Raw genomic sequence first — 22,094 nt, forward strand, 5'->3', positions numbered from 1 at the left:
AAATAAGTTTAAAGTAGGGGTGCCAAGTAACTATAGATCATTAAGTTCTTCTACATAACTAGAATCGCAAGAAGATGTGAGCATGTTTTGGGTGGTTGAAACATAGATTTATATAATGGACCATTATAAAAAAATATAAAAGTGCTAGAGGAGGACTCTATGAAAAAGTTTTTAAGAATACTCGTTTTATGTTGTCTTGCTATTGGGCTCCAGTCTAATGCTCTAGCAGCTGCTCCTTCTGTAATAGGGCAAACAACTAAGCCGATATCCAGCTTCCCGGATGTAAAAGCAAATCACTATGCGTATGAAGCAGTAGCTTGGGCACACGAACAAGGAATCGTGAATGGTTATGCCAATGGGGAATTCGGTGCAAACGATCTGGTCACAGAGGCGCAATTCGCTGCACTGTTAGAACGTTTCTTTGATTTAAATGCTGACAACTTGCACGATGAAAATGCGCTAACTCAACATTGGGCGGATAAGGCGTATCAATCATTGGCTGCATACGGAGTACCACTTAACGGGTATATCGATCATTCGTTTAGAAATCAACCAGTCAAAAGGGGCTTAGTGGCGCAAGTGTTAGTGTATTTAGGTCATGATGGTTTGGACTTAACGCAATCAATAGAGTTTTTACTAGATCATAAAATATCAACTGGCCAAAACCTTGATCAAAAAAATGACCTGCTAAAATACTTTGGCTCTAGCAATGAACTTACGCGAGCACAAGCAGTAACCTTTTTATACAAAATGAAGCAACAGCGATTGGATGAAATCAGTGAAGTGGCTTCCAGTACTTATCTAAATAACAAAGGGTTGTCATTCGATGAACTAGCGAAGGAAAATGAAGCCAAGGTTGATGAAAATTTAAAAAAACTGACAGAAAATGAAGCCAAAAAGATTGTCGGTGAGTTAATGTCAGGGATTGTTGGTACATTCAATCGATTAGGGGAAGAACATAATTGGTCCTTTGACAACCATCCAGATTTTGCGATTCTGAGACCGGAATTATTAAATTACGCATCGAAAGATTTTACAGACGGATTTTTGAAAACAGTCAAGGATGAATTCTTTTGCTCCTGTGACATGCCCCCTTATCCATACGAAAATTTGGATATTCAATTCACTTTACATGAAAACACGAGTGATCGATTTGTAGCATCCAGCGTTGAACTAGATAATATGATTTCAAGCGGAAGTACAGTCTACTATACGGTGATAAAAGAAAACGGAAAGTGGGTAATGGATAACTATAAATGGGTTTCGATAGAAAAAGAACCAGTGGACCTATCATGGGAAGAAATAAAGTCCTATTTAGATCAGCAAGGCTCGAAGGTCGAACTTCTGAATACGACTCAGTACAATGGCGAAAAAATCTATATCTACAAGTATATTGACCAAGAACTAATTATGGGAATATTCGCTGACAACTCAGGTCATTTATGGGATGTCCCAGCTGATTTATATTCATAAGGGGATAAAGGCTAAAATCGTAATAAAAGAATAGAATGGTTCTCGTGAAGAGGCTATTGCATAGAGATAACCCATCTAAAAAAATCAAGATGGGTTATTTTTTATTGCGATTGTATTGAAGTGGAGACAACAAGTTGGCTAGGTTACTTGTGTTTAGAGAAAATCACAAAATACATAAAATGCTTCAAGTTTTTGTTGTGAAAAAGAATTGAATGCTTCTAGAGTCTAAGCAATAACAACATCCCCTCATATACTAGAGAAAAAGAGTAATTCTGATAGGGGGTGAGTAGAGTAATGCAGAATTATCGACCAAATCAGAGAAGAGCATTCTCGCAGGATTCTAGGAGGGGACCGGTTCCACCAGGATATCGACCAAATTATGGGCAACCTAACGAAATGAGAAGACCGGAAAATCCCTACTTGTATAACCAGCAACATCCACAGGGCTACCCGCAGCAGCCACAAGGTTATCATCAACAACCACAGGGCTATCCGCAACAGGCTCAAGGTTACCAACAACAGCAACAACAAGGCTACCCGCAGCAAGGCCCAAGAAGAAGATTGCCAGACATGAATCGAATGATGGACCATGCAGGTAAAGTATCCGAAGGGATTAATATTGTTAGACAAATAGGTGCGTTGTTTAATTTCTATAGATAGTTCATGTATACTTTATAAGTGATTGCACATCAATCTGCCAAAAATTGATGTGTATTTTTTGTTTTATTTAGATAATTAATGAAGATAAATGTTTGTATTACACTTAGACGTACTTTTAGAGAGAACTTGCTTACTATCTTGTCGTCATCGCTCTGAGGTGGCATAATGAAGGGAACTAGGTATTTAGTGGAGGATTTTAAACGTGTTTCAAACCGTAGCAAATAAATTAGGACTTGGGCTTTTTATGGTCCAAAATGATCAGTTTCTTTGGGTGAATAAAAGCTTTGGCGAAATTTTTCATGATGAGCTGGAAGAAATTCTCTTAAAAAGTCCGATTGAGTTAGTCTATCCTGAGGATGTACATGAAATAAATGAGTTCATCCCCCAATTTCAAGCTGGTGAAATCGAACAGTGTGAAGTGGAATTGCGAGGGGTAAAAAAGGATGGCACCATCTTTAATATGTCATTGAGTATCAAGCTTATTCAGTTTGAGGACAAGCCCACTATCATCGGTTCTGTGATGGATATTAGCCAGCGCAAAAAAATGGAAATGGAACTAAAAGAAAGTAAAAACCGTTACAAAAATCTGGTAGAGAATGCACCGATAGGAATTATTGTACATCAAAAAGGAATCATTCAATATGCTAACCCAATTGCATCTAAGTTACTTGGCGCGAGTACACCAATTGAGCTTATTGGACAACCCATTAAGCGCTTCATTCATCGGCAATATGAAGAAATTGTTTCGAAACGAATTCATAAGGTCCAAAACTTGGGTGTAGCTGCGACACCTTTGTACCAAAGACTAGTTCGATTGGATGGTACAGCCATTGATGTTGAAACGAGTGCGATTCCGATTCAACTGAATGGTGCGCATGCAATTGAATCGATTTTCTGGGATGTGACGGAGAAGAAAAAAGAAGAAGAACTCATTCGCTATCGAGCTTATTTTGATACATTAACCGATCTACCAAACTTTCATAAATTTCAGTTGGACTTTGAAGAAGAATTTCATAGAGACCAAAAACTAACCATCTTATATATAAAATTAAATGGTCTGAAGGAAATCTATGATTCATACGGAAAACAGGCTGGAGATTTAGTCCTTATTAAAGTGGGTGGTCGATTATCGGGAGTGATGGCGAATCGGGGTCTCGTCTATCGAATGGATGGCTACCGATTTTCGGTTGTACTATCAGGCGAGGTAAAAGAAAATGAGCTACATGCGATGGTGGAAAGAATCAACCGAACTGTCAGTCAGCCGATTTATATTACGAACACCACTGTAGAGGTATCCGTTCAAATTGGAGTTGTCGTTTACCCACAAGATGGCGGAGAAATCAATCTCATCCTCCACCACGCAGATCTTGCCATAAATCATGCCAAGATTACCAACTCGCTATACAAAAAGTATGATGGTTAACTGAAAGTCCATGTGAATATAACCGAATTTCTAAAATAAAATTAAAAGCTGATTCCTTCTGAGGAGTCGGCTTTTTCATTTGAAAAAAAACTCCATAAGAAAGTATTCCTATTCTTCGCGAGTGGAATTAGGACCTATAAATAAGAACACTAGGTGATTACTAATTAAGTGTTTTATTGACATAATGAAATTATAAAATTCGGCATTAAGCACAATCGCGAGTGATTAAGCAGTGAAGGGATGAAGACCATGAGAATTCTAGTAGTAGATGATTCGTTCTTTATGAGAAGAATTATTATGAAAATGCTATGTGAGGCTGGATATATCGATTTTCTTGAAGCAGAAAATGGTCAAAAAGCCACTGAAATGTATAAGTCCTATCGACCAAACCTGGTCATTATGGATCTCAATATGCCTGAATTGGATGGTCTGGGTGCGTTAAAGAAAATTATGAACATTAATCCACTAGCCAAGGTCCTTATGTGCACCTCTATGGGCGGACAAAAATATATTGCCGATGAACTGATGAATGATGGGGCAGAGCAAGTGATTGAAAAACCATACTTTCAAGATTTGGTTATGGCTGTAAATAGAGTAGAAAAAGAACAAAGGGAAGAGCTGCAAAGGTTAAAATCATTCGTTCAGTAACGGTTTAATTTTAAAAGGAATAGGGGAAACCTAGAGAAAAAGGAGGTTTTCCTAAATGAAAAAGTTACTGTTGATGATGTTCTTAACGTTTTCGATGTTCTCTTTAGCCGCTTGTGGTGATGAAGCACCTGAGGAAAATGAAGAAATTGAAGATGTGGAAGAGGAAGATGAAATCGGTGACGGCGAAGTTGATGATGAATAAGCTCTAAATTCGATTAGGAGATGCGAAATCTCCTAAATCTAGAAGACCTCTAACGCTAGTTTAACTTAGTGTTAGAGGTTTTATTGGTTTATGTGGCTTTACATGAAAGGTATTTACTATACCCATATTGAACCATATAGTGAGTACTTTGGACAATGGGGGGGTAAAAATGAATAAACAATTTGTAGAGAAGATCAAAGCGGCTTTTGGTGAGGTGGGGGAACAATGGCTGCAGCAATTGCCGCAGACGCTTGAATCGATATGCAATCAGTGGGGGTTAACAATAGAGGGTGAGCCATCCAATTTATCATACAATTATGTGGCCTACGTAAAAGACGCAATGAACCGTCCGTTGGTATTAAAGGTCGGCATCCCGGGATATGATTTTTCGAATGAAATACAGGCGACGGGAGAGTTTCAAGGTGAGGGCTTCGTGAATTTATATGAGAATGATGAAAAGCTGGGCAGCATTTTACTGGAACGACTCCAGCCAGGCACGATGTTAAAAGAAGTTGAAAAGGAAGCACAAACAGACATCTATTTGGATGTCTGGAACAAGTTAAACAGAGAGCCATCAAAAGAATTGCCCCATATACATAATTGGTTTAATGCGCTAGTAAATCCGGTCCCGAATGACTTTATCACACAGGTGCAAATTGAAAAAGCACTTGAATATAAAAAGGAAATCGAAGACACTTCAGCTGGAAATGTCCATCTACATGGGGATTTACATCATGAAAATATCCTATACGATCACGAACGGGGTTGGCTGGCCATTGATCCGAAAGGAGTCCAAGGAGATATTTATTTTGACTATATCCCGTTTTTATTTAATGAGTTAAATGGGGACTTGGTATTGTTGGAAACCCGAGTGAAGCAAATAGTACACATGCAAGCATTGGACGAGCAGCGTTTAAGAAAAGCGGCTGTCGCCCTTTTAACCGTCCAGGTGCTGTGGGCGGTTGAAGATGGAGCGGATGATGCGAAGGAAATGAATGCGGTTTTGAGATATTTGAGCAGGACCGTTTAGGAGTAAGGGGTCCGCAAACTTTTAGCAACGGTTCATGGACCTGGCAAGCTCAATGGTTCAGACGTTGACGTGCGGTATTTTTTTCTGCAGTTGTGGGATTGTGATTTAATGCCTTGCCCAGCCCATATTGAGGCATATTGACATAAATGGATTCATAATTGCTTTTACTTACTTGATAAGTTTCGTGATAGACCCCAACTGCCTCGTTGTTCCTTGCTTTTTGGTTGAAGTTTTTCCAAGACGACAAATGCTTTTCATTTTTGGCATAAGAAAGCAGTTCATCTGTTGAACGCCAATATTGAATCATGACAGTAGTTCTAAGTCCAAAATAGCTCTCCATCGATAAGAATCCCAGTTCCTCTTTGTTTGAGTAGAGCTCATTAATCATTCCAGGCATCGCATTAAAAACTGGTAGCCACTTATGCACGGCCAGTCGCTTGTTGATTCTCATGCCAATGATGAAAACGACAATATCCTCTGTATTATCAATCGTATAACGCCCCGTATAAATCTGTTTGGCCATTATAAATCACCCCATCGGTAGTTTTTTAAGAGTAAATTCACACCAGTCTATTGCAGCTTGAGTCGTTCTTTTTCCATAATCTAAAGTGAAAAGCCAGTAAGCCGAGTTCTCATCCTGTTCTTGATGTTGAATAATTGCCTGTTCTATAGAACGATAGGTTTCATACCGTGTTTCAAGTTCTTTTTTATACTTTTGAAGTAGGAGAAGTTGATTTTCATGGGATTGATAGCGGCCGAAAAATAATTTAAGTAAAATCTCATTTCGCTCAATTGGCAATTGCTCAACCGGCTGCTCCAACCAATTTTTGAGTGTCTGGATTCCTTTTGGAGTAAGATAGTACTCATTTTTGTCAGGTTTGCCTGGGCTTGATGCAGTGCGAACTTCTGCCAATTCTTCTTGAACAATTAATTTTAGAGTTGGATAGATTTGGCCATAACTTATCTTCCAAAAATGATTTAAGCTTCGATCGATAAACTGTTTAATGGCGTAACCAGATTTACAATCAGTAGTTAATATGCCTAATAGCGTATAAGTAGTATCATTGTAACGTTTCATATATTCACACCTATCTAAAAGATACATATATCATTTAGATATATAATAATGGATGTTAAGACGAATAGTAAGTTTGTTTTCAGAATTTTCAATCCGGCAATTTGAAAGGTTGAAGTGGAAAGGGATGCGAGACATTTCGTTGATTTAGTTACCAAAGGGCAAAATCAGGATTTTTCGTTCGTCTTAATGTCGCGGAGGAAGAATTTACATATTTACGGGATGTGAAAGGGCTGGAACTGTTGATAAATGATGAAGTATTGGAGATAGAAGGATTACTCCCCGAGTAAATAGAAGATAGGTAGGTATGCAGGGAATCTTGCAGAGCATTCTGCATTTGATTAATCACGGTAAAAAGGGTGATTCGTTGAAATTAGAAGATTATTTGGAAGAGAGTTTCCCGAATTTATTGCTCGAACCTCCACTTTTTTATAATTGGGAAATTGGGATTCGATTTGAATTAGGAGATCCAAAAGAAGAAAATGACACGTTTTATTTAGATCGTGTGTACAATCGATCGAAAACATTGTTTGCGGCCATTCATGATGATGAGGACGAATTGTTTATAGTGGCGCAGGATTTTAGAAGAATTGTTGAGAAGAGAAAACGTAAGCGAGCAAAGTTTTTTATTTCATTTTTAAGGGAAAAAAACTTGAAGTACAGCATACAACATCAGATTTTGCCTTTGAAAGAGGAAGACGAAGAGGAACTGGCAGGATGGTGCAAACATCAATTTAGTTTGCAATGTCAGGTGAAAGATATAAATCCTAGTCGGCTGGTTAATGCCATTTTCTCTACTAAAATACCACGGATTTATATGTTGAATCTTACGAAAGGAACAATCTTCTCTATTTACGACAGCAGAGGCTGCGACTTAGTGGCAACGAAAAAAGAGACAATTGAGGGTATTTATAATAAATACAACGATTGGATCCTGGACTACGATAGAAAGCAGATAGATGGGGTATTTGTTTGAGTGCCAGTGATACACACAATTTTCTTTTCTAAGCTAAATCGATGCCTCCATTATTGCAAAATAGTATAATGGGGGCGAAGTACAAACTGGAAATGGAAGGGAGCCGTTACTATGGCACAATCATTACAAGGGAAAGTAGCGTTTATTACTGGAGGAGCAAGAGGGATTGGTAAGGCAACTGCTATCGCCCTAGCAAAAGAAGGCGTAAACCTTGGTTTAATCGCAAGAAATGAGTCAGGTTTAAGAGAAGTGGCTACAGAACTTGAAGCGTTAGGTGTTAAAGTTGCCTATGCAATGGCGGATGTTTCATCTCAAGAGCAGGTAGAAGTAGCGGTAACATTACTTTCAAAAGAAGTAGGAACTGCCGATATTTTAATTAATAACGCAGGGGTTGCTACATTTGGTTCCGTTTTAGATATGGAGCCGGAAGAATGGAAAAACATAATTGATGTGAATTTAATGGGTACTTATTATGTAACCCGTGCGGTATTGCCTCAATTGCTCGATAAAGAGGCTGGCGACATCATCAATATTTCATCTACAAGCGGGTTAAGTGGGGCAGCAACTTCAAGTGCCTACAGTGCATCGAAATTTGGGGTAATCGGCTTTACAGAATCATTGGCCCAAGAAGTTCGACGCAATAATATTCGCGTAACGGCATTAGCGCCAAGTACTGTAGCAACAGATTTAGCGGTAGAAACGAACCTAATTAAAGAAAACGATGAAACGAAACTTATGCAACCTGAAGACATCGCAGAAATCATCGTCAACCAACTAAAACTAAACCCACGCATCTACGTGAAAACAGCAAGCTTCATCGCAACAAACCCATATTAAAGTGCCAGGCACACAAACAATTCTTAACTTTGACGGTACCTTGTATCTTTAATCAAAAGTCAGCTCCATTTTTGATGGGGAGCTGGCTTTTTTTAGAATGTACAATTATAGTATGTAGCGTTTCATAGTGAGCAGGCTCAAATTACCCATTATCAACTAATATAACTAGAGAAACAAAAGCTTAGGCACATTTAAATAGTGCCTAAGCTTTTGTTGTATTTACGATATTGAATTCAAGATTTATTCTTTATTTTCTTTTTCGCGTTCTTTTTTTATTTCTTCAATTCTTTTTAGATATTCCTCGTGTTGCTTCTCCATCTCTGAAGTGGCTGGTATGAAGGACTCTGTATTATAATCGACCCGTTTTCCAAATCGAATTAATTCATAAATAATCATGCCGTTGTTTGGCTTGCCATTAACTGTATACATAGGGACAATGTCAAATAAAACGTAATAAAAAGCATAAAAAATAAAGCGGTCCCAAAACGTCTTATATTCCTCCACCCACCCGTTGGCTAATAAAAAGTTAATGAGCAGGGCAAGGGAGAGGTTGATAAAAATGGGACTTGCATAGACAAAAATGTATGCTAATTTACTATCATTTTTTAAATCGTCGTACGAAAACCAGCTATAGACATGATAATATTTGCGAACATCAAATATTCCAATTTTAAAAAGCCGGGGTCCGGAACCAATCGTTAATCTTGGATTGATCACCCCAAATATCCAGCTCACAATTAAATAACTCATTTCCCGAAGGAAGATTACAATAGGCAAGATGATAAATGCTGAAATAACAAGAGATACGAGATTTGATACTCCAAACAACTAGTATACACATCCCTTTGCTTTACTCGAAGTCACCATATAACTACCCTTAACAGATGCTCACAAACATGGTGTGCAGGAATTGTGTGTGCACCAGGCACACACAATTCTCGAACAATTCCCTTTAGCGGACCATAAGAGCAAGAATGAGGACGAAAAGAGGTGGGCTTCCTTGTTAAAATAAGTTGCAACAGTCAAGGATGAAGAGGTTGAAGAAATCGCATGCACATAACTTTTATTGCGCCACTAAATGTGATGTCTTTGCCCAGACTTACCGATTGTAATAAGCTTAAGGAATTAGGAGTCCAAATGGTATGAACGATTAACTAATTGATCGCTTTTACACAAAACGGTGCCAAGCAATTAGTGGGAACTCGATTTGTACGAAATTGGAAAGAGGAAGGACGGAGAGTGATGGGGGCTAGTATCAAGCTTTCTTTTGAAGAAATGTGGGAGAAAATTTTGGACTGTGACAGTAAGTATGATGGGCTTTTTTTCACGGCAGTGAAGACTACCAAGATTTACTGCCGTCCTTCTTGCCGGTCCAGAAAGCCAAAGAAAATCAATGTGGAGTTCTATTATGATATTCATGATGTAGAAAGGGCTGGCTTTCGTGCGTGCAAACGATGCCAGCCAGAAGCGGATCACTCTCCAAATCGGGAGCTTGTCCGAAAAGTGGTTACCTTTCTCGTGAATCAATATAAACAAAAGCTGGAATTACAGGATATCGCGAATCATGCAGGAATCAGCGCTTTTTATCTTGAGCGGTTATTTAAAAAGGAAACGTCCGAGACGCCTCGTACCTATTTGGAAAAAATCCGGGTGGACAAAGCGGCACATCTTCTAAAAACGACAGATCGAACGAATCTTGAGATTTGCTATGAGGTAGGCTTTCAAAGTCCATCGAATTTTTATAAAGTGTTTCGCCGTTTGAAAAACTGTTCTCCTAGTGAATACAGAAATCACACCAGAAATGAGGTGGTGCAATGAATTGGGTTGATTACGGTTCGTTTATCGAAATAACGCCACCGAAGGATTTTAATTTCCAAGAGTGTCTTGTGTTTTTAGGAAGGTCTGAACAGGAGAATTTACACCAAATAAAGGACGGCTATTTATATAAACTGCTAAAAATAGATGGCGAATTGGTTTTATTGAAAATAGGGGAAGCCTCAAATTTAATTACAGTCGAATTCCCAGTAAGTGCGCCGACCCTTCGAACACGTGAAGAAGCGGCAGCCTATCTATGGGATTGGTTTGACTTGAATCAAGAGTTGGAACCTTTTTATGAAATGGCCAGTAAAGATAAGGTCTTGCACCATATTGCCAATGAATATCGCGGATTGCGAATTATTGGCATTCCGGATTTATTTGAAGCTTTGACATGGGCGATTCTAGGACAACAAATCAACTTAACCTTTGCCTATACGTTGAAGAAACGTTTTGTTGAACAGTATGGGGAGAGTCTAGTTTTTGAAGGAAACACCTACTGGAACTTCCCGGAATATAAAGCAATTGCCAATAAATCTGTTGAGGCGCTAAAAATGCTCCAATTCTCGACGAGGAAGGCAGAATACATTATTGGAATCGCTCAATTATTGTCGAATGGAATGATTACGAAAGAGGCATTGCTCGAGTTAAGCGATTATCAGCAGGTAAAAAAGTCATTAACGGCAATAAGGGGTGTAGGGGCTTGGACGGCAGATTACGTGATGATGAAATGCCTTCATTTCCCGTCTGCGTTTCCAATCGCAGATGTCGGCCTTCATAACGCCCTAAAGCTGCAATTGGGACTTGAACGGAAACCAGCACTTGAAGAAATAGAAGAGCACGCTAAAAACTGGGAGGGTTGGCAGGCATATGCTACCTTCTATCTATGGAGGTCCTTATATGAGTAGTGGCTTTCATCAAATCGACTATAAATCACCAATTGGACTGATAGAAATCATTGGAACGGAAGAAGCCGTCTGTTCCATTATGTTCTCTGAAAAGGCGGAGCCAGAGAATTTCATTGGAAGTGATACCCCTAAGGTTTTAGAGCTTTGTTTTCATGAACTAGACGAATACTTTAAGGGAACGCGCTATGAATTTACATTCCCTTATACCTTTGAAGGAACTGACTTTCAAAATACAGTGTGGACTACACTAAAAGGTATACCTTATGCCGGGACGAGTTCTTATAAGGATATTGCCGTTTCAATAGGCAATGAAAAAGCAATCAGGGCAGTTGGAAGCGCCAATGGAAAAAATAAGTTAAGCATCGTCATCCCGTGCCACCGCATTATCGGCTCAAATGGGAAACTAACAGGCTACGCTGGTGGTTTATGGCGAAAAGAATGGCTGCTTCAGCATGAGAAAAACTTTAAAAAGTAATCGGAAAAACTAGGAATTGTTATTAAGCAAAATTTCGATTTGTAATAAACGATTTGATTCATTGAGGAGAACCTTGGCATCTCCAACATATGTATAGAATAAAATTGACACGACACCAAAAAGTGTCCTATAATAATGACACTAAATGGTGTCCTATTTATAAGGTGAGGTTATTTTGAACGATAAGAATCAAGACCGTGATGTTTTTACAGCCATTGCGGACCCAACAAGACGTACATTGCTACGTTTGTTGGCGGATGCGGAAGAACTGCCTCTACACGAATTAACTCCTCATTTTCAAATGGGGCGTACAGCGGTTTCAAAGCATTTGGCAATCCTAAGAGAAGCGGGTTTAGTGGCTGACCGGAAAGTGGGCAGAGAAACAAGATATCGACTAAATGCGGCACCACTTCAGGAAATTAAAGATTGGGTATCATTTTACGAAAAATTCTGGTATGAAAAAGTGGCACTTTTAAAAGACTTATTAGGGGAGGAATAAAAATGGCAGAAGTATCATTAGATTTTCAGTTTACAAGCTCTATCAACAAGGTGTGGGATGCATTAACAAATTCAGAAACCCTGGAAAAATGGATTATGGTAAACAACTTTAAACCAATTGTGGGACATAAATGCCAATTCCAAAATCCACAGTGGAATCTAATTGTTGATTGCGAAGTATTAGTAGTGGACGAGCCCCATAAACTCTCTTACACATGGGTTGGCGGTCCAATTAACACCATCGTTACATGGACACTGAAAGAAGAAAATGGAACAACTTTCTTACACCTTGAACAAACAGGATTCGAACAAGAGGACCAGGCATTCAATGGTGCGAAATATGGTTGGGCGAATATGGTTGAAGAACTTAAAAAATTGATTGGGGAAGAGTAGGCTGTCTTTTTTATTAAAAATAAGTCATCCCCAAGAAACGCAACAATGTGAATGAGAGGGTAGCTAATTTGGTAGATGTCTTTACAGAAATTATTATTAACAGATCAATAGAAAAAGTATCTGAATATGCAGCAGATCCTGATCATGCGCCTTTCTGGTATGTAAATATTCATTCAGCCGAATGGCACACGCCAAAACCGATGAGAATAGGAAGCCAGATTGCATTTAAAGCACAATTTCTTGGTCGAGAGCTTGCCTATATCTATGAAATTAGAGATTATATTCCGGGAGAAAAATTGGTGATGGAAACAGCAAATGGACCATTTCCGATGGAGACCACTTATACATGGGAAGCGCTTGACCAGGAAAGAACGAGAATGACATTAAGAAATAAAGGAATTCCGAGTGGCTTTTCAAAAATACTAACGCCTTTCTTGTCCTTATCGATGAAAAGTGCAAACAAAAAAGACTTACTAAAAATTAAAAATCTACTTGAAGAAAGCTCATCAATTTAGCTGATGGAACATTATGGTGAGCTTTTGCAAGTGTAGGGCTTTAAATGTACTTGGGCATCTTTTGCTGCTCAGGTTTTTTTATTTTTGAAGTATTGTGTGTACAGGGGACCTGCTCCATCAAAATTTTTATCTCTATTCGTTAAATAGCTTTGTCTGAAAAATATTAATCGCATGTTCAATTTCATCTAAATCTTCTTTCGAGAGGTCTTTAACACGTTCTAGAAAACGTGATTCTATAATTGCGAAAGATTCATTCATCATAGCTTTTCCCTCTTTGGATAGACGAATATATTGCTTTCTTCGATCATCCTTATCATGTATCTTCTCAATTAAATTTTTTTCACTTAACTTTTTTAGTTCACGGCTTGTGTTCGGCATAGACATATTCATGCAATCATTGATATCACTTGGAGTCACAGGTTGGCTAACTGCAATATACTCAAGAATCTTATATTGAATTTGCGAAACTAAATCTGACTTTGCATCTTTTGTGAACTCATGTGTTACACGGTGAAAAGACGTTGTAAATAATACAAAATTATTAAAAAGGGAATTATTATCCATATTATACACCTCATTCGTCAATGTAACAAAATAATTATCAAAATACAATTATCAATTGATAATTAAAATGGTAAATGTTACTATTTATTTACCAAATAAGAATGAAGAGGTATGCGATGAAATTGCTCATTATCTATACCTATCCTAATCATGCAAGTCTAAATTATGCATTTTTGCAAAAGGTCATTAAGGGAAGTAGTGAAAATTCCAACATAAAGGAATTGCAGGTCTTAGATTTATATGAAGAAGGTTTTGATCCTCGTCTCGTATTTAATGAGCAACAAAGAAGACGCGATATGCATACGAACCCTAGTATCGAAAAATATAGAAAACAAATCTTGTGGGCAGATAAGCTAGTATTGGTCTATCCGATTTGGTGGGGAAGACCTCCCGCAATGCTACTGGGATACATTGATCAATTATTTGCTTCTAACTTTGCTTATAAAGATAAGAAGGGCCTTTTCCCAGATGGGCTTTTGGAAGGGAAATCGGTTGTATGTGTGTCTACTATGAAGGGGCCAACGCACTATCCATTACTCTGGTTGCATAATTCACATAAAATTTTAATGAAAAGAGCGCTATTTAATTTTGTAGGAATTAAAAAAGTGAAGTTTTTTGAATTCGGAAATATGGAAAGTCCCAAAGGAAACCAATTGAAAAAGCTTGAAAGGGTTTATCAATATTTCAAGAATATAAAGCAATAAAAAAATAGGACCAGGCACACATACAATTTCACTGGAGGTTATTGGAGAAAAGAGGCTGCTCCAGCATGCGCAGAGTTTAAAAAAAGACAAAAACCGATTTCTCCCAAAGTGGCCAACTTTAGTAGAAATCGGTTTAAAACTTTTACTATTGTCTTAGTTTAGAGTCAAAAGTGATAATAATGAATCAAGTATGTCTAGTTGAGAAGTCCAGATATCTTCCTGGTCCTACTCCCCAGAAGCCGCGTTTAAGTGCGTATCCAGATTCAATGAAGAAGAATCATCGTTTTTGTTATAAGCCGCCCCAAGATTGAGCTCAGTGTCTTGTTGAGAAGTCGACATATCTTCCTGATTTCGCTCCACAGTGGCTGCATCTAAATGTGTATCCAGATTCAATGAAGAAGAATCATCGTTTTTGTCATTAGTCGCACCAAGATTAAGTTCAGTGTCTAGTTGAGAAGCCGACAAATCCTCCTGATCTTGATCGACAGTAGCCGCGTCTAAATTCGTATTCAATGAAGAAGAATCATCGTTTTCGTTATAAGTCGCACCAAGATTGAGTTCAGTGTCTTGTTGAGAAGTCGACATATCTTCCTGATTTTGCTCCATAGTGGCTGCATCTAAATGTGTATCCAGATTCAATGAAGAAGAATCATCATTTTTGTCATTAGTCGCACCAAGATTAAGTTCAGTGTCTAGTTGAGTAGCCGACAAATCCTCCTGATCTTGCACCACAGAAGCCGCGTCTAAAATCGTATTCAATGAAGAAGAATCATTGTTTTCGGTATTAGTCGCACCAAGATAAAGCCCAGTGTCTAGTTGAGAAGAGGACAAATCCTCCTGATCCTGCTTCACAGAAGTAACGTTTAAATCAGAATCAAGCCAAAGGGAAGAATGCTCGTCATCGCTGTCTAATGCACCAAGATAAAGCCCAGTGTCTAGTTGGGAAGAGGCCTTATCTTCCTCATCTTGCTTCATGGAAGCCGCGTCTAGATTTGTATCCAGATTCAGTGAAGGAGAATCAACGTTTTCGTCATTAGTCACCTCAAGATAAAGCCCAGTGTCTAGTTGGGAAGAGGCCTTATCTTCCTCATCTTGCTTCATGGAAGCCGCGTCTAGATTCGTATCCAGATTCAGTGAAGAAGAATCTTCCTCTTCATCATTAGTCGCACTAAGACCAAGCGCGGTGTTAAGTCCAGTAGCTGAAGCTTCCTCGTTCTCAAGATTCCTATTAGCAGTAACTACATCAGTTTCAAGGTTTAGTGATGATGCAGTATCGTCTTCTTTCTCTGCAGATAATCCGATTGTACTATTGAGATTAGCAGATGAGCTTTCAGTTTCTGTTGTTTCTTCTTCTGTGGTGCTAACACTTTGATCTGCATTGGCAGACACATCCTGTTTTGCTAGAGATAGATTAATATTCTGAACATCAGAGTAAGTTTCTTTTAACAGTTTATCATTGATGGAATTCCCGATATTTTCAAGCGATAGTACGCCGTTTGTTGTACCTGTTTCTGATGAAGGTTCGTTTTCTGTCGCAAAGCTAAGTGATGCACCTGTAAATAGTCCGAATGCTGTGAAACCGGTAACCGCCAATGTTTGAATAAAGTGTTTTTTCTTCATTTTTTTCTCTCCTTCTTCTTTTCAAATTTTTAAATGGTATCTTTAATATTTTGTAAGAAGAAGGATGTTTGCGGTGGCTGAGTTGGTGGAGCATTCAGCCAATCGTCATAATGTAATTTAGTCTCTTCCAGCGCCTTTTTGCTCAATGAATCTTCTGATAGATACATAGTTAACAGTATGCCTGTAGTAGAAAAACTTGTACCATTCCAGATACTGGATGTGCAAGAAGTACCTTGTCCATTATAAAATGTCGTCGGGGAAGCAGGCTGAGTACCCGGCGATACATGATTTATGTTGTCATAGGTAACTAAAAGTTGTCTGCTGGGTGTGTCTGTTCTGTCAGTTAGATCCCCAGACTGCTCTTCTTGTCCGAAGTTGCTATTTATGGAAATAGATTGTTCTCTATTTCCGGCAGTTTTATCCGATGTTGTGTACCATATGAATACAGGTTCGAAAGTGCTCTGTCCATCCTTTTGTTCGGGTGAAACAATTGGTGAAACGTTATCCTGCTCTTCAGGTAGACTAGTTGGTAATGCAGGATTCTTTGATTCCTCTATCTGTTCTTCCTTCAGGTCAGGAGAAACATCCTCGGTTAGCTCTGGAGTTTCAACTTTGACGGACGGTGACTCTGTTCCTGCCTCAATTTTCACTTGCAGAGAACTCACTTCATCCGCTGGCGTGTTAGCGGAAATATCAGCCTCAACCACTGGAGTTTTCACCTTGATGGCCTGTGTATCGGCAGAAACGTCAGCAATTCCTAAAGCACTCACTTTAACCGCTGGAGTGTTATTGGAAATGTCAGCCTCAGTCACAGGAGTCTCTACCTTGATGGCCTGTGGATCGGCAGCAACCTCAGCGTGACCTAAAGGGGTACTCGCTTTCACGGCTGGGGTCTCAGCGACAACCTCTGCTTCCACTTCTGCAACCTTTACCTTAATTGAGTCAGCAGATTTAGAGGCTTGTGCTTTTACCAACGGAACCTCGTTTTCAGTAGAAGGTGAATCCGTTTTAGTCGATTCCTCATCATTAGTCGGTTCAGGATTACCGTCAGATGAATCGGGAAAAATCGTTTGGTTCACTGTTTGTTGGACAGAATGGCTTAGCGTATTGGTGACATCTGTTATTCCACCATCAGCATAAGCATGTGCAGGCAATGAAAAAGCGGCTACAAACAGTAGAGAAGCTAACCAGCGATTGGACACTCGATTTTTCACCTCCTTACCTATTAAAGATTTTTTACATTCCTTCGATTCCCGTTTAAAAACTGTGTAAACAAAAAATGTGAATATTGAATTAATTTTCTCATAATACTATCTTCGTATTCTGTCTAATTAGTTTTAGGAAGGGAAAGTCAAAAGGCACAAGACATGGGATTGTATGCAGGATTTCTATTGATGATAGGGGAAGCTGTGCAATCTCCGGTGGATCGCTGAAAATGAGGCATTTTGGAAGTTGTAGTTAGAGGAGTAAACTCAAGGACTCACTGTTATAAATAAATGAGAAGATTGTGTACCAGGTCGTAAACAATTTATAAGCGTGACCTGGTACTTTATTAATTTTAGGAGCCTTCCCGCAAAAGAGGCATCGTACAGCAACGGAAAGAACCACCGGATTTGATAATTTCGGTGATATCGACTTCAATCACTTCGAAGCCGCGTTTACGAAGTTCGTTGTTTACATGCTTATTCACGGGCAAGCTGAGAACGCGTTTGTTGCCAATGCTTAATACATTCGTACCTAGCTGAAATTGTTCCTCTTCCGAAACCTCGATGCATTCATAGCGGGAAGAGAAAAGCTCGATGTCTTCCTTAGTCAAAGCAGGTTTGTAAATTAATGCTAAATCCGGTGAAACGACGTTAAATACACAATCCAGATGCAAGTATTTATCTTTAAACGGAATAGTCACAACCTTAAATTTATGGAGAAGACGCTTTAAATGAGCGGTAGCTTTTTCGTCTGTCCGACTACTCAGCCCAACATAAATAGTGTCCTGGTCAACAATGACATCGCCACCTTCAATATGTTCCTTCACCAGGTTGAAATAGGAGATTTCTTCATCTTCCAGCCATTGCTTTAAAACGTTTTCCTCACCAGCTCGAGCATCTGTCGCCATATTCGCGACAAAGATTGTTTCGCCCAATGTAAAACCGATATCCCGCGTGAAAACTTGCTCAGGATATTTTTTATGATAGGGCAATAAAATGACATCGATGTCGTATTCTTTAAGCATATTAACAAAATTGGTGTGCTGCTCCAGGGCGCGTTCAATATGAATGCCTTCATCCTTAAAATGTTCCTGCGTCTCATTAATCACTTGCCGGATTGTCATATACTGAGGCTGACACATGATCACTCGTTTCAATGTGTCATATTCACTCTTGCAAAAAACTTTGTTTGTGTTTGTACGTTCTTTCATTATCCTCATCCTATCTTTGCACTTTGGTTTAGTTTTTCCTAAACTTAGAGGATTATATCCGTCAAAAAAGGTACTTTTTCCGCCAGTTCTACTGTTATTTCCGCCACATTTTCGAGGATAACCGTCAATCGTTAATTGTTTGAAAAATCAGTAATTTATAGGCTTGCTAATATTAATTATGTTATATTATTGATAATAGAAATCTAGTAATCTCAGGAATGGAGGCTGATCTAATGAATGTATTGGTGTTCGGTGCAGGAGCGTTAGGGTGTTATTTTGGAGGAAGATTACTCGAGGTTGGCCAAGATGTTTCGTTCTTTGTTCGAGAACAACGTGCGGAGCAATTGAAGACTCATGGCTTGAAAATTAGCAGTCCAGAAGGCGACTTTGAAAGTGGAAATGTCTCAATTTATACATCGTCAGAACAAGTCCAAAATGCAGATTTAGTCCTACTCACTGTGAAAGGATATCATCTGGATTCAGTCATCCCGCAAATCCAATCAATTGTGGCCAAGACAGGTGCTTTTGTAATGCCATTGTTAAATGGAATGGAGCATATGGAAAAATTGCAGCATGCTCTTGGGAAAGAAAAAGTATTGGGAGGGCTTGCCACAATTGTTGCCACATTGAACAAGGAGGGTCATGTGGAGCATACGAATCCAACCAGTAACTTGAAATACGGGGCGCTTCATAGTGAGCAAATTGCAATTTGTGCACAACTGGAAGAAATCCAGCATAAGCTGAAAACCACTTTCGTAAAAGAGGCTGACATTTTAAGACATATGTGGATCAAGTATGCATTCATCACGGCACTTTCTGGTATAACGTCAGCTATGCAATTACCAGCAGGCTACATCGCCAATACCCCTGCGACTTTAACAGTTGCAAAAAAGGTGGTCCACGAAATGTGTACGGTAGCCGCGGAAGAAGGCATTCATTTGTCAAATGATGAAGTGCAAGGGATCGTAAATATGCTAAAAGGCTTCAAGAAGGAGGCAACCTCTTCCATGCATCAAGACATGAGAAAAGGGCTTCCAATCGAAATTGAGCATCTTCAAGGAGGGGCCCTGCGCTTGGCAGCAAAGCATCATCTCACAATCCCGGTTATTGAAACATTGTATGGGGTCTTGAAGCCATATGAATTTGGGCGACCCGAATACTAAATGCATAATTGATTTCCGTTGCGGGGACGCGCATCCTCGGGCACGGCTCGACACGAGCGTCTCTCCCTCGTGCTAGCCCCCCAGGAGTCGCCCCTCCACTTCAATCAATTATAAAAACTTAATTTCTTAATCAAGATTCTTACCTCATTCAAAGACTTTTCTACTTCTGTCCCAGCCCGATTCTTTCCTAACACCAAACAATCACTTCTGAAGGTGTGGTCTGAGCGGGAATACTTCTTGTCGTTGGGCCGTAGATGACGATGAGGTTGTGGTTGGCAGGATTTCTTGTAAAGGGCTGCCAATTCCTCAACAAAACAGGAGTATTTGGAGAGAGATTTAATTTTAATTGTCCATCCCGACTAACTAATTGGCTGTCAAAAAAGTCTACCTTCACGTTCTCAAAGGAATTTTCTTTTACGACGATCAGCGCTTGATATTGAGGCGGATATATTAATGGAACGGGTGCATCGCCATCATAATAGCCTGTAACTAAATCTCCGGGTCTCACAATTTCAGCGTAAACAAAATACGTAGTAGGGGAGACGACGAAATTGACGATGCCGCCTTGCGTATCCTCGACAGTCAATAATTTATAACAACCTGCACCTTCACCGTTTTGACCAATATTAAACTCCTGAACCTGTGTAACGGTACCGCGAAAACCTTGAAAGTTTACCATATCCATCCCTTTCCCTCATGAAATTTCTTTTGCTAAACGTGACACATTTAAATTTAAACAGGGCTTTGCCCATCATAATCACTTTAATTTATGTGATGCTGCCGGGTTCGGTGAATGGCCTTGGTCAAATAAAACGTCAAACAAAACTTTCGAATTTATAGCATTCTATTAAAAGTGTTTAAATTTTGAATTCCCGAGAATAAATAATATAGAGGATAAGGAGGAAAAGGAGGGCTGCACGATGTACATCGCAAAATTAATTGATAATAAAAGTGAAAAATTGCTTGGCAAAGTGGATAAGCCGTTTTTTGTGCCCATTCAGTTGATAGAAGTAAAGTTGAATGTGGACAACTTAGAAAACGCTTTAAAGTTAGCAAAAAGACGATTGCGTCCCATCATTAACACTCCAGCCAATCTGAAAATTGAAAAAATATCCCATGACTCGCTCATATTATCATTTAGAAATAGTCAAGATGGTCTGAAAGTGACGTATGAACTACAAGAACACAAAATATAAAGTAAGTACTCGGAAAGACCCATGTTGCATAAACATGCTCACTTTCCTCAAGTGAGAAAACACTTTAAACTTGTCAAATATTAGCTTAGGGTTGCTCTGTGCCTCTAAGCTTTCATTTACTTTAAACTCATCGACTGCAATAAAATGAATTTTGAGGTTTCCTTCTCTCTCCGAATGGGGATAGTTATAATAAATGGAAAGGTAAATTTACCTATTAGGGATTATAAGGATTTAGGTCCAGTAATATCCCATACTACAAGAACAGGAAGATCAGCTATGATTGGTTATGAATTAATGCATCGTCGAAACAAAATCTTATTCATTTTAATTAGTATTTTCTACTCCGTCCAAGCCATGATTAATATTGTCATTGAGGGATTCGCAAGTATCTTTCCGCCAGCATATCTATTTATACTATTTGTTGCGATTCTAATCGGATTGATTCATAAAAAAGTAAATCCAAAGATTACGATGTATGGGTTGGTCAGCTGCATGTATGTCTATTTTTATTTTCTTCTAAAAGATTCTCCGTATTTAGTAAACTATCTATTCATGTGGCTTGCCCTTCCGCTAAGCGCCATCTATCAACACACACGAGTGGTCGTAATGGCAGGAATCGCATCGACGATTCTAACTTTTTATGCGTTCTTTTATTTGTATAATGAAATTTTCCCGAATGTGGCAAAGGAGGATTTTGTTTATCTTGTATTGTTTGGCCTATTTATGACAGCCTTTTTATTAACATTTATCCACAGGGTAAAAGATGCGAATGCGAAGCTTCAGGAACTTGCGTATCTTGATCCTTTAACCGGCGCAGCGAATCGCTTATTTCTTAATAAAAAGTTCGACCTTCTAAAAGAGTCAAAAGTCCATTCAATCGCCTTGTTATTCCTCGATATGAACGGGTTTAAAAAAATTAATGATACATATGGACATGAAGTAGGCGATCAATTATTGGAGGTAGTTGTACAAAGGATAAATGGTGTACTGAGAGGGACCGATTTACTGTGTCGATTAGGAGGAGATGAATTTGTCATTTTACTATCCAATATCGATCAGCCTATTTTAGAAAGTCTATCGGAACGGATTCGCTTTGCACTGGATAACCCAATCACCTTGAATCATCAACTGATCAATGTTTCCGCCAGCATTGGAAGGTCCTACACAACGGAAACTTTACAAGCCGATTTAGAGGTTATGATTAAAGAAGCCGATCGAGCGATGTATAAAGAAAAGGGGAGAGAATTGATCACCCACACCCCGGAATTGGTAGAAGTTTGATAGGAAGCAAAAAGCCAGGAGGTGAACTTCTGGCTTTTTTTGTGTTAAAAAGTACAAAACCTTCTTGTGAATACATTTCCCATTCTATTTTGCATGAATTTAGTTCCCTAGTCGCAACTCTCCAAATTCCCCTCAAAGTTTTTTGAAACAAATTGTCTCTTTTCCCATCAAAAAAAGATATTTATAAAGTTGAAGACAAGTTTACAACTTATTAAAAGGAGA

26 protein-coding genes are annotated in these 22,094 nt (G+C 38.9%); 18 read left to right on the forward strand and 8 right to left on the reverse strand.

The features are described 5' to 3' along the window. The first annotated feature begins 159 nt into the window (after nt 1–159). The 6 genes from ACFQU5_RS09690 to ACFQU5_RS09715 all read left to right on the forward strand — a co-directional run bounded on the left by ACFQU5_RS09690 (nt 160) and on the right by ACFQU5_RS09715 (nt 5,436). Nucleotides 160–1,473: an S-layer homology domain-containing protein gene (locus ACFQU5_RS09690; protein ID WP_390287170.1), complete on the forward strand. Its 1,314-nt coding sequence runs from the start codon at nt 160–162 to the stop codon at nt 1,471–1,473. 294 nt (nt 1,474–1,767) lie between these two features. Next, nucleotides 1,768–2,133: a hypothetical protein gene (locus ACFQU5_RS09695; protein ID WP_390287173.1), complete on the forward strand. Its 366-nt coding sequence runs from the start codon at nt 1,768–1,770 to the stop codon at nt 2,131–2,133. A gap of 202 nt (nt 2,134–2,335) precedes the next feature. Further along, nucleotides 2,336–3,556 carry a sensor domain-containing diguanylate cyclase gene (locus ACFQU5_RS09700; protein WP_390287176.1) on the forward strand — a complete coding sequence of 407 codons (1,221 nt, stop codon included), beginning with the start codon at nt 2,336–2,338 and terminating at the stop codon, nt 3,554–3,556. Nucleotides 3,557–3,805: 249 nt separating this feature from the next. Continuing rightward, a complete protein-coding gene (locus tag ACFQU5_RS09705; RefSeq protein WP_390287178.1) occupies nt 3,806–4,204 on the forward strand; it encodes a response regulator in 399 nt (132 codons plus the stop codon). A gap of 55 nt (nt 4,205–4,259) precedes the next feature. Beyond that, nucleotides 4,260–4,406, forward strand: coding sequence for a hypothetical protein (locus ACFQU5_RS09710; protein WP_390287181.1), 147 nt, complete (start codon nt 4,260–4,262; stop codon nt 4,404–4,406). A gap of 169 nt (nt 4,407–4,575) precedes the next feature. Continuing rightward, nucleotides 4,576–5,436 (forward strand): aminoglycoside phosphotransferase family protein, encoded by an 861-nt coding sequence (locus ACFQU5_RS09715; protein WP_390287183.1) that lies wholly within the window; start codon nt 4,576–4,578, stop codon nt 5,434–5,436. Nucleotides 5,437–5,485: 49 nt separating this feature from the next. On the opposite strand, the gene ACFQU5_RS09720 is transcribed toward ACFQU5_RS09715, so the two are convergent. Together ACFQU5_RS09720 and ACFQU5_RS09725 are read right to left on the reverse strand one after the other, a co-directional pair. Next, on the reverse strand, nt 5,486–5,959 hold the full coding sequence (locus ACFQU5_RS09720) for a DUF4188 domain-containing protein (protein ID WP_390287185.1): 474 nt from the start codon (nt 5,957–5,959) through the stop codon (nt 5,486–5,488). Between the two features lie 6 nt (nt 5,960–5,965). Beyond that, nucleotides 5,966–6,514, reverse strand: a complete 549-nt coding sequence (locus ACFQU5_RS09725) for a PadR family transcriptional regulator (protein WP_390287188.1) — start codon at nt 6,512–6,514, stop codon at nt 5,966–5,968. 304 nt (nt 6,515–6,818) lie between these two features. On the opposite strand from ACFQU5_RS09725, the gene ACFQU5_RS09730 reads away from it, so the two are divergent. Both ACFQU5_RS09730 and ACFQU5_RS09735 read left to right on the forward strand, forming a co-directional pair. Beyond that, entirely contained in the window at nt 6,819–7,487 is a 669-nt protein-coding gene (locus tag ACFQU5_RS09730; RefSeq protein WP_390287190.1) for a DUF3885 domain-containing protein, read from the forward strand. Nucleotides 7,488–7,598: 111 nt separating this feature from the next. Next, a complete protein-coding gene (locus tag ACFQU5_RS09735) occupies nt 7,599–8,324 on the forward strand; it encodes a 3-ketoacyl-ACP reductase (RefSeq protein ID WP_390287192.1) in 726 nt (241 codons plus the stop codon). A 240-nt stretch (nt 8,325–8,564) separates the two neighbouring features. Here the strand turns inward: ACFQU5_RS09735 and ACFQU5_RS09740 are convergent, their stop codons facing one another. Then, nucleotides 8,565–9,152 (reverse strand): hypothetical protein, encoded by a 588-nt coding sequence (locus ACFQU5_RS09740; protein WP_390287194.1) that lies wholly within the window; start codon nt 9,150–9,152, stop codon nt 8,565–8,567. Between the two features lie 414 nt (nt 9,153–9,566). Between ACFQU5_RS09740 and ACFQU5_RS09745 the strand changes: the two genes are divergently transcribed. The 6 genes from ACFQU5_RS09745 to ACFQU5_RS09770 all read left to right on the forward strand — a co-directional run bounded on the left by ACFQU5_RS09745 (nt 9,567) and on the right by ACFQU5_RS09770 (nt 12,928). Next, nucleotides 9,567–10,142, forward strand: a complete 576-nt coding sequence (locus ACFQU5_RS09745) for a bifunctional transcriptional activator/DNA repair enzyme AdaA (protein WP_390287197.1) — start codon at nt 9,567–9,569, stop codon at nt 10,140–10,142. Beyond that, nucleotides 10,139–11,047, forward strand: coding sequence for a DNA-3-methyladenine glycosylase family protein (locus tag ACFQU5_RS09750; RefSeq protein WP_390287200.1), 909 nt, complete (start codon nt 10,139–10,141; stop codon nt 11,045–11,047). The genes ACFQU5_RS09745 and ACFQU5_RS09750 overlap by 4 nt, the downstream gene beginning before the upstream one ends. Then, the gene (locus ACFQU5_RS09755) at nt 11,040–11,522 is read left to right on the forward strand and encodes a methylated-DNA--[protein]-cysteine S-methyltransferase (RefSeq protein ID WP_390287203.1); all 483 of its coding nucleotides are present in this window, start codon (nt 11,040–11,042) and stop codon (nt 11,520–11,522) included. The genes ACFQU5_RS09750 and ACFQU5_RS09755 overlap by 8 nt, the downstream gene beginning before the upstream one ends. Nucleotides 11,523–11,697: 175 nt before the next feature. Next, complete coding sequence (locus ACFQU5_RS09760; RefSeq protein WP_390287204.1) at nt 11,698–12,021, forward strand: ArsR/SmtB family transcription factor; 324 nt, start codon at nt 11,698–11,700, stop codon at nt 12,019–12,021. A 2-nt stretch (nt 12,022–12,023) separates the two neighbouring features. Then, nucleotides 12,024–12,413: an SRPBCC family protein gene (locus ACFQU5_RS09765; RefSeq protein WP_390287206.1), complete on the forward strand. Its 390-nt coding sequence runs from the start codon at nt 12,024–12,026 to the stop codon at nt 12,411–12,413. A 68-nt stretch (nt 12,414–12,481) separates the two neighbouring features. Further along, nucleotides 12,482–12,928: an SRPBCC family protein gene (locus tag ACFQU5_RS09770; protein ID WP_390287208.1), complete on the forward strand. Its 447-nt coding sequence runs from the start codon at nt 12,482–12,484 to the stop codon at nt 12,926–12,928. A 132-nt stretch (nt 12,929–13,060) separates the two neighbouring features. On the opposite strand, the gene ACFQU5_RS09775 is transcribed toward ACFQU5_RS09770, so the two are convergent. Further along, nucleotides 13,061–13,492, reverse strand: coding sequence for a MarR family winged helix-turn-helix transcriptional regulator (locus ACFQU5_RS09775; protein WP_390287211.1), 432 nt, complete (start codon nt 13,490–13,492; stop codon nt 13,061–13,063). Nucleotides 13,493–13,608: 116 nt separating this feature from the next. On the opposite strand from ACFQU5_RS09775, the gene ACFQU5_RS09780 reads away from it, so the two are divergent. Continuing rightward, a complete protein-coding gene (locus ACFQU5_RS09780; protein WP_390287213.1) occupies nt 13,609–14,196 on the forward strand; it encodes an NAD(P)H-dependent oxidoreductase in 588 nt (195 codons plus the stop codon). A gap of 225 nt (nt 14,197–14,421) precedes the next feature. Here the strand turns inward: ACFQU5_RS09780 and ACFQU5_RS09785 are convergent, their stop codons facing one another. The 3 genes from ACFQU5_RS09785 to ACFQU5_RS09795 all read right to left on the reverse strand — a co-directional run bounded on the left by ACFQU5_RS09785 (nt 14,422) and on the right by ACFQU5_RS09795 (nt 18,232). Then, nucleotides 14,422–15,789 (reverse strand): hypothetical protein, encoded by a 1,368-nt coding sequence (locus ACFQU5_RS09785; protein WP_390287216.1) that lies wholly within the window; start codon nt 15,787–15,789, stop codon nt 14,422–14,424. A 56-nt stretch (nt 15,790–15,845) separates the two neighbouring features. Then, nucleotides 15,846–17,018, reverse strand: a complete 1,173-nt coding sequence (locus ACFQU5_RS09790; RefSeq protein ID WP_390287218.1) for a hypothetical protein — start codon at nt 17,016–17,018, stop codon at nt 15,846–15,848. A gap of 356 nt (nt 17,019–17,374) precedes the next feature. Next, the gene (locus tag ACFQU5_RS09795; RefSeq protein WP_390287220.1) at nt 17,375–18,232 is read right to left on the reverse strand and encodes a dimethylarginine dimethylaminohydrolase family protein; all 858 of its coding nucleotides are present in this window, start codon (nt 18,230–18,232) and stop codon (nt 17,375–17,377) included. Between the two features lie 233 nt (nt 18,233–18,465). On the opposite strand from ACFQU5_RS09795, the gene ACFQU5_RS09800 reads away from it, so the two are divergent. Beyond that, nucleotides 18,466–19,395 carry a ketopantoate reductase family protein gene (locus tag ACFQU5_RS09800; RefSeq protein WP_390287222.1) on the forward strand — a complete coding sequence of 310 codons (930 nt, stop codon included), beginning with the start codon at nt 18,466–18,468 and terminating at the stop codon, nt 19,393–19,395. 187 nt (nt 19,396–19,582) lie between these two features. Here the strand turns inward: ACFQU5_RS09800 and ACFQU5_RS09805 are convergent, their stop codons facing one another. Beyond that, nucleotides 19,583–20,074: a hypothetical protein gene (locus tag ACFQU5_RS09805; protein ID WP_390287938.1), complete on the reverse strand. Its 492-nt coding sequence runs from the start codon at nt 20,072–20,074 to the stop codon at nt 19,583–19,585. Nucleotides 20,075–20,315: 241 nt separating this feature from the next. Here ACFQU5_RS09805 and ACFQU5_RS09810 point away from each other — a divergent pair, with 241 nt between their 5' ends. Together ACFQU5_RS09810 and ACFQU5_RS09815 are read left to right on the forward strand one after the other, a co-directional pair. After that, the gene (locus tag ACFQU5_RS09810; protein WP_390287224.1) at nt 20,316–20,591 is read left to right on the forward strand and encodes a hypothetical protein; all 276 of its coding nucleotides are present in this window, start codon (nt 20,316–20,318) and stop codon (nt 20,589–20,591) included. A gap of 276 nt (nt 20,592–20,867) precedes the next feature. Beyond that, the gene (locus tag ACFQU5_RS09815) at nt 20,868–21,872 is read left to right on the forward strand and encodes a GGDEF domain-containing protein (protein ID WP_390287226.1); all 1,005 of its coding nucleotides are present in this window, start codon (nt 20,868–20,870) and stop codon (nt 21,870–21,872) included. The last annotated feature ends 222 nt before the right edge of the window (nt 21,873–22,094 follow it).

Origin of the sequence: Ureibacillus sp. GCM10028918 (genome assembly GCF_042666115.1) — a bacterium.
In the GTDB taxonomy this organism is placed as follows: Bacteria; Bacillota; Bacilli; order Bacillales_A; family Planococcaceae; genus Ureibacillus.

Bases quoted from the DNA above. Each gene is read 5' to 3' on its own strand.
- ACFQU5_RS09690 (WP_390287170.1), top strand. From the start codon at position 160: ATGAAAAAGTTTTTAAGAATACTCGTTTTATGTTGTCTTGCTATTGGG.
- ACFQU5_RS09695 (WP_390287173.1), top strand. From the start codon at position 1,768: ATGCAGAATTATCGACCAAATCAGAGAAGAGCATTCTCGCAGGATTCT.
- ACFQU5_RS09705 (WP_390287178.1), top strand. From the start codon at position 3,806: ATGAGAATTCTAGTAGTAGATGATTCGTTCTTTATGAGAAGAATTATT.
- ACFQU5_RS09710 (WP_390287181.1), top strand. From the start codon at position 4,260: ATGAAAAAGTTACTGTTGATGATGTTCTTAACGTTTTCGATGTTCTCT.
- ACFQU5_RS09715 (WP_390287183.1), top strand. From the start codon at position 4,576: ATGAATAAACAATTTGTAGAGAAGATCAAAGCGGCTTTTGGTGAGGTG.
- ACFQU5_RS09720 (WP_390287185.1), bottom strand. From the start codon at position 5,959: ATGGCCAAACAGATTTATACGGGGCGTTATACGATTGATAATACAGAG.
- ACFQU5_RS09725 (WP_390287188.1), bottom strand. From the start codon at position 6,514: ATGAAACGTTACAATGATACTACTTATACGCTATTAGGCATATTAACT.
- ACFQU5_RS09730 (WP_390287190.1), top strand. From the start codon at position 6,819: ATGCAGGGAATCTTGCAGAGCATTCTGCATTTGATTAATCACGGTAAA.
- ACFQU5_RS09735 (WP_390287192.1), top strand. From the start codon at position 7,599: ATGGCACAATCATTACAAGGGAAAGTAGCGTTTATTACTGGAGGAGCA.
- ACFQU5_RS09745 (WP_390287197.1), top strand. From the start codon at position 9,567: ATGGGGGCTAGTATCAAGCTTTCTTTTGAAGAAATGTGGGAGAAAATT.
- ACFQU5_RS09750 (WP_390287200.1), top strand. From the start codon at position 10,139: ATGAATTGGGTTGATTACGGTTCGTTTATCGAAATAACGCCACCGAAG.
- ACFQU5_RS09755 (WP_390287203.1), top strand. From the start codon at position 11,040: ATGAGTAGTGGCTTTCATCAAATCGACTATAAATCACCAATTGGACTG.
- ACFQU5_RS09765 (WP_390287206.1), top strand. From the start codon at position 12,024: ATGGCAGAAGTATCATTAGATTTTCAGTTTACAAGCTCTATCAACAAG.
- ACFQU5_RS09775 (WP_390287211.1), bottom strand. From the start codon at position 13,492: ATGGATAATAATTCCCTTTTTAATAATTTTGTATTATTTACAACGTCT.
- ACFQU5_RS09780 (WP_390287213.1), top strand. From the start codon at position 13,609: ATGAAATTGCTCATTATCTATACCTATCCTAATCATGCAAGTCTAAAT.
- ACFQU5_RS09795 (WP_390287220.1), bottom strand. From the start codon at position 18,232: ATGAAAGAACGTACAAACACAAACAAAGTTTTTTGCAAGAGTGAATAT.
- ACFQU5_RS09800 (WP_390287222.1), top strand. From the start codon at position 18,466: ATGAATGTATTGGTGTTCGGTGCAGGAGCGTTAGGGTGTTATTTTGGA.
- ACFQU5_RS09805 (WP_390287938.1), bottom strand. From the start codon at position 20,074: ATGGTAAACTTTCAAGGTTTTCGCGGTACCGTTACACAGGTTCAGGAG.
- ACFQU5_RS09810 (WP_390287224.1), top strand. From the start codon at position 20,316: ATGTACATCGCAAAATTAATTGATAATAAAAGTGAAAAATTGCTTGGC.
- ACFQU5_RS09815 (WP_390287226.1), top strand. From the start codon at position 20,868: ATGATTGGTTATGAATTAATGCATCGTCGAAACAAAATCTTATTCATT.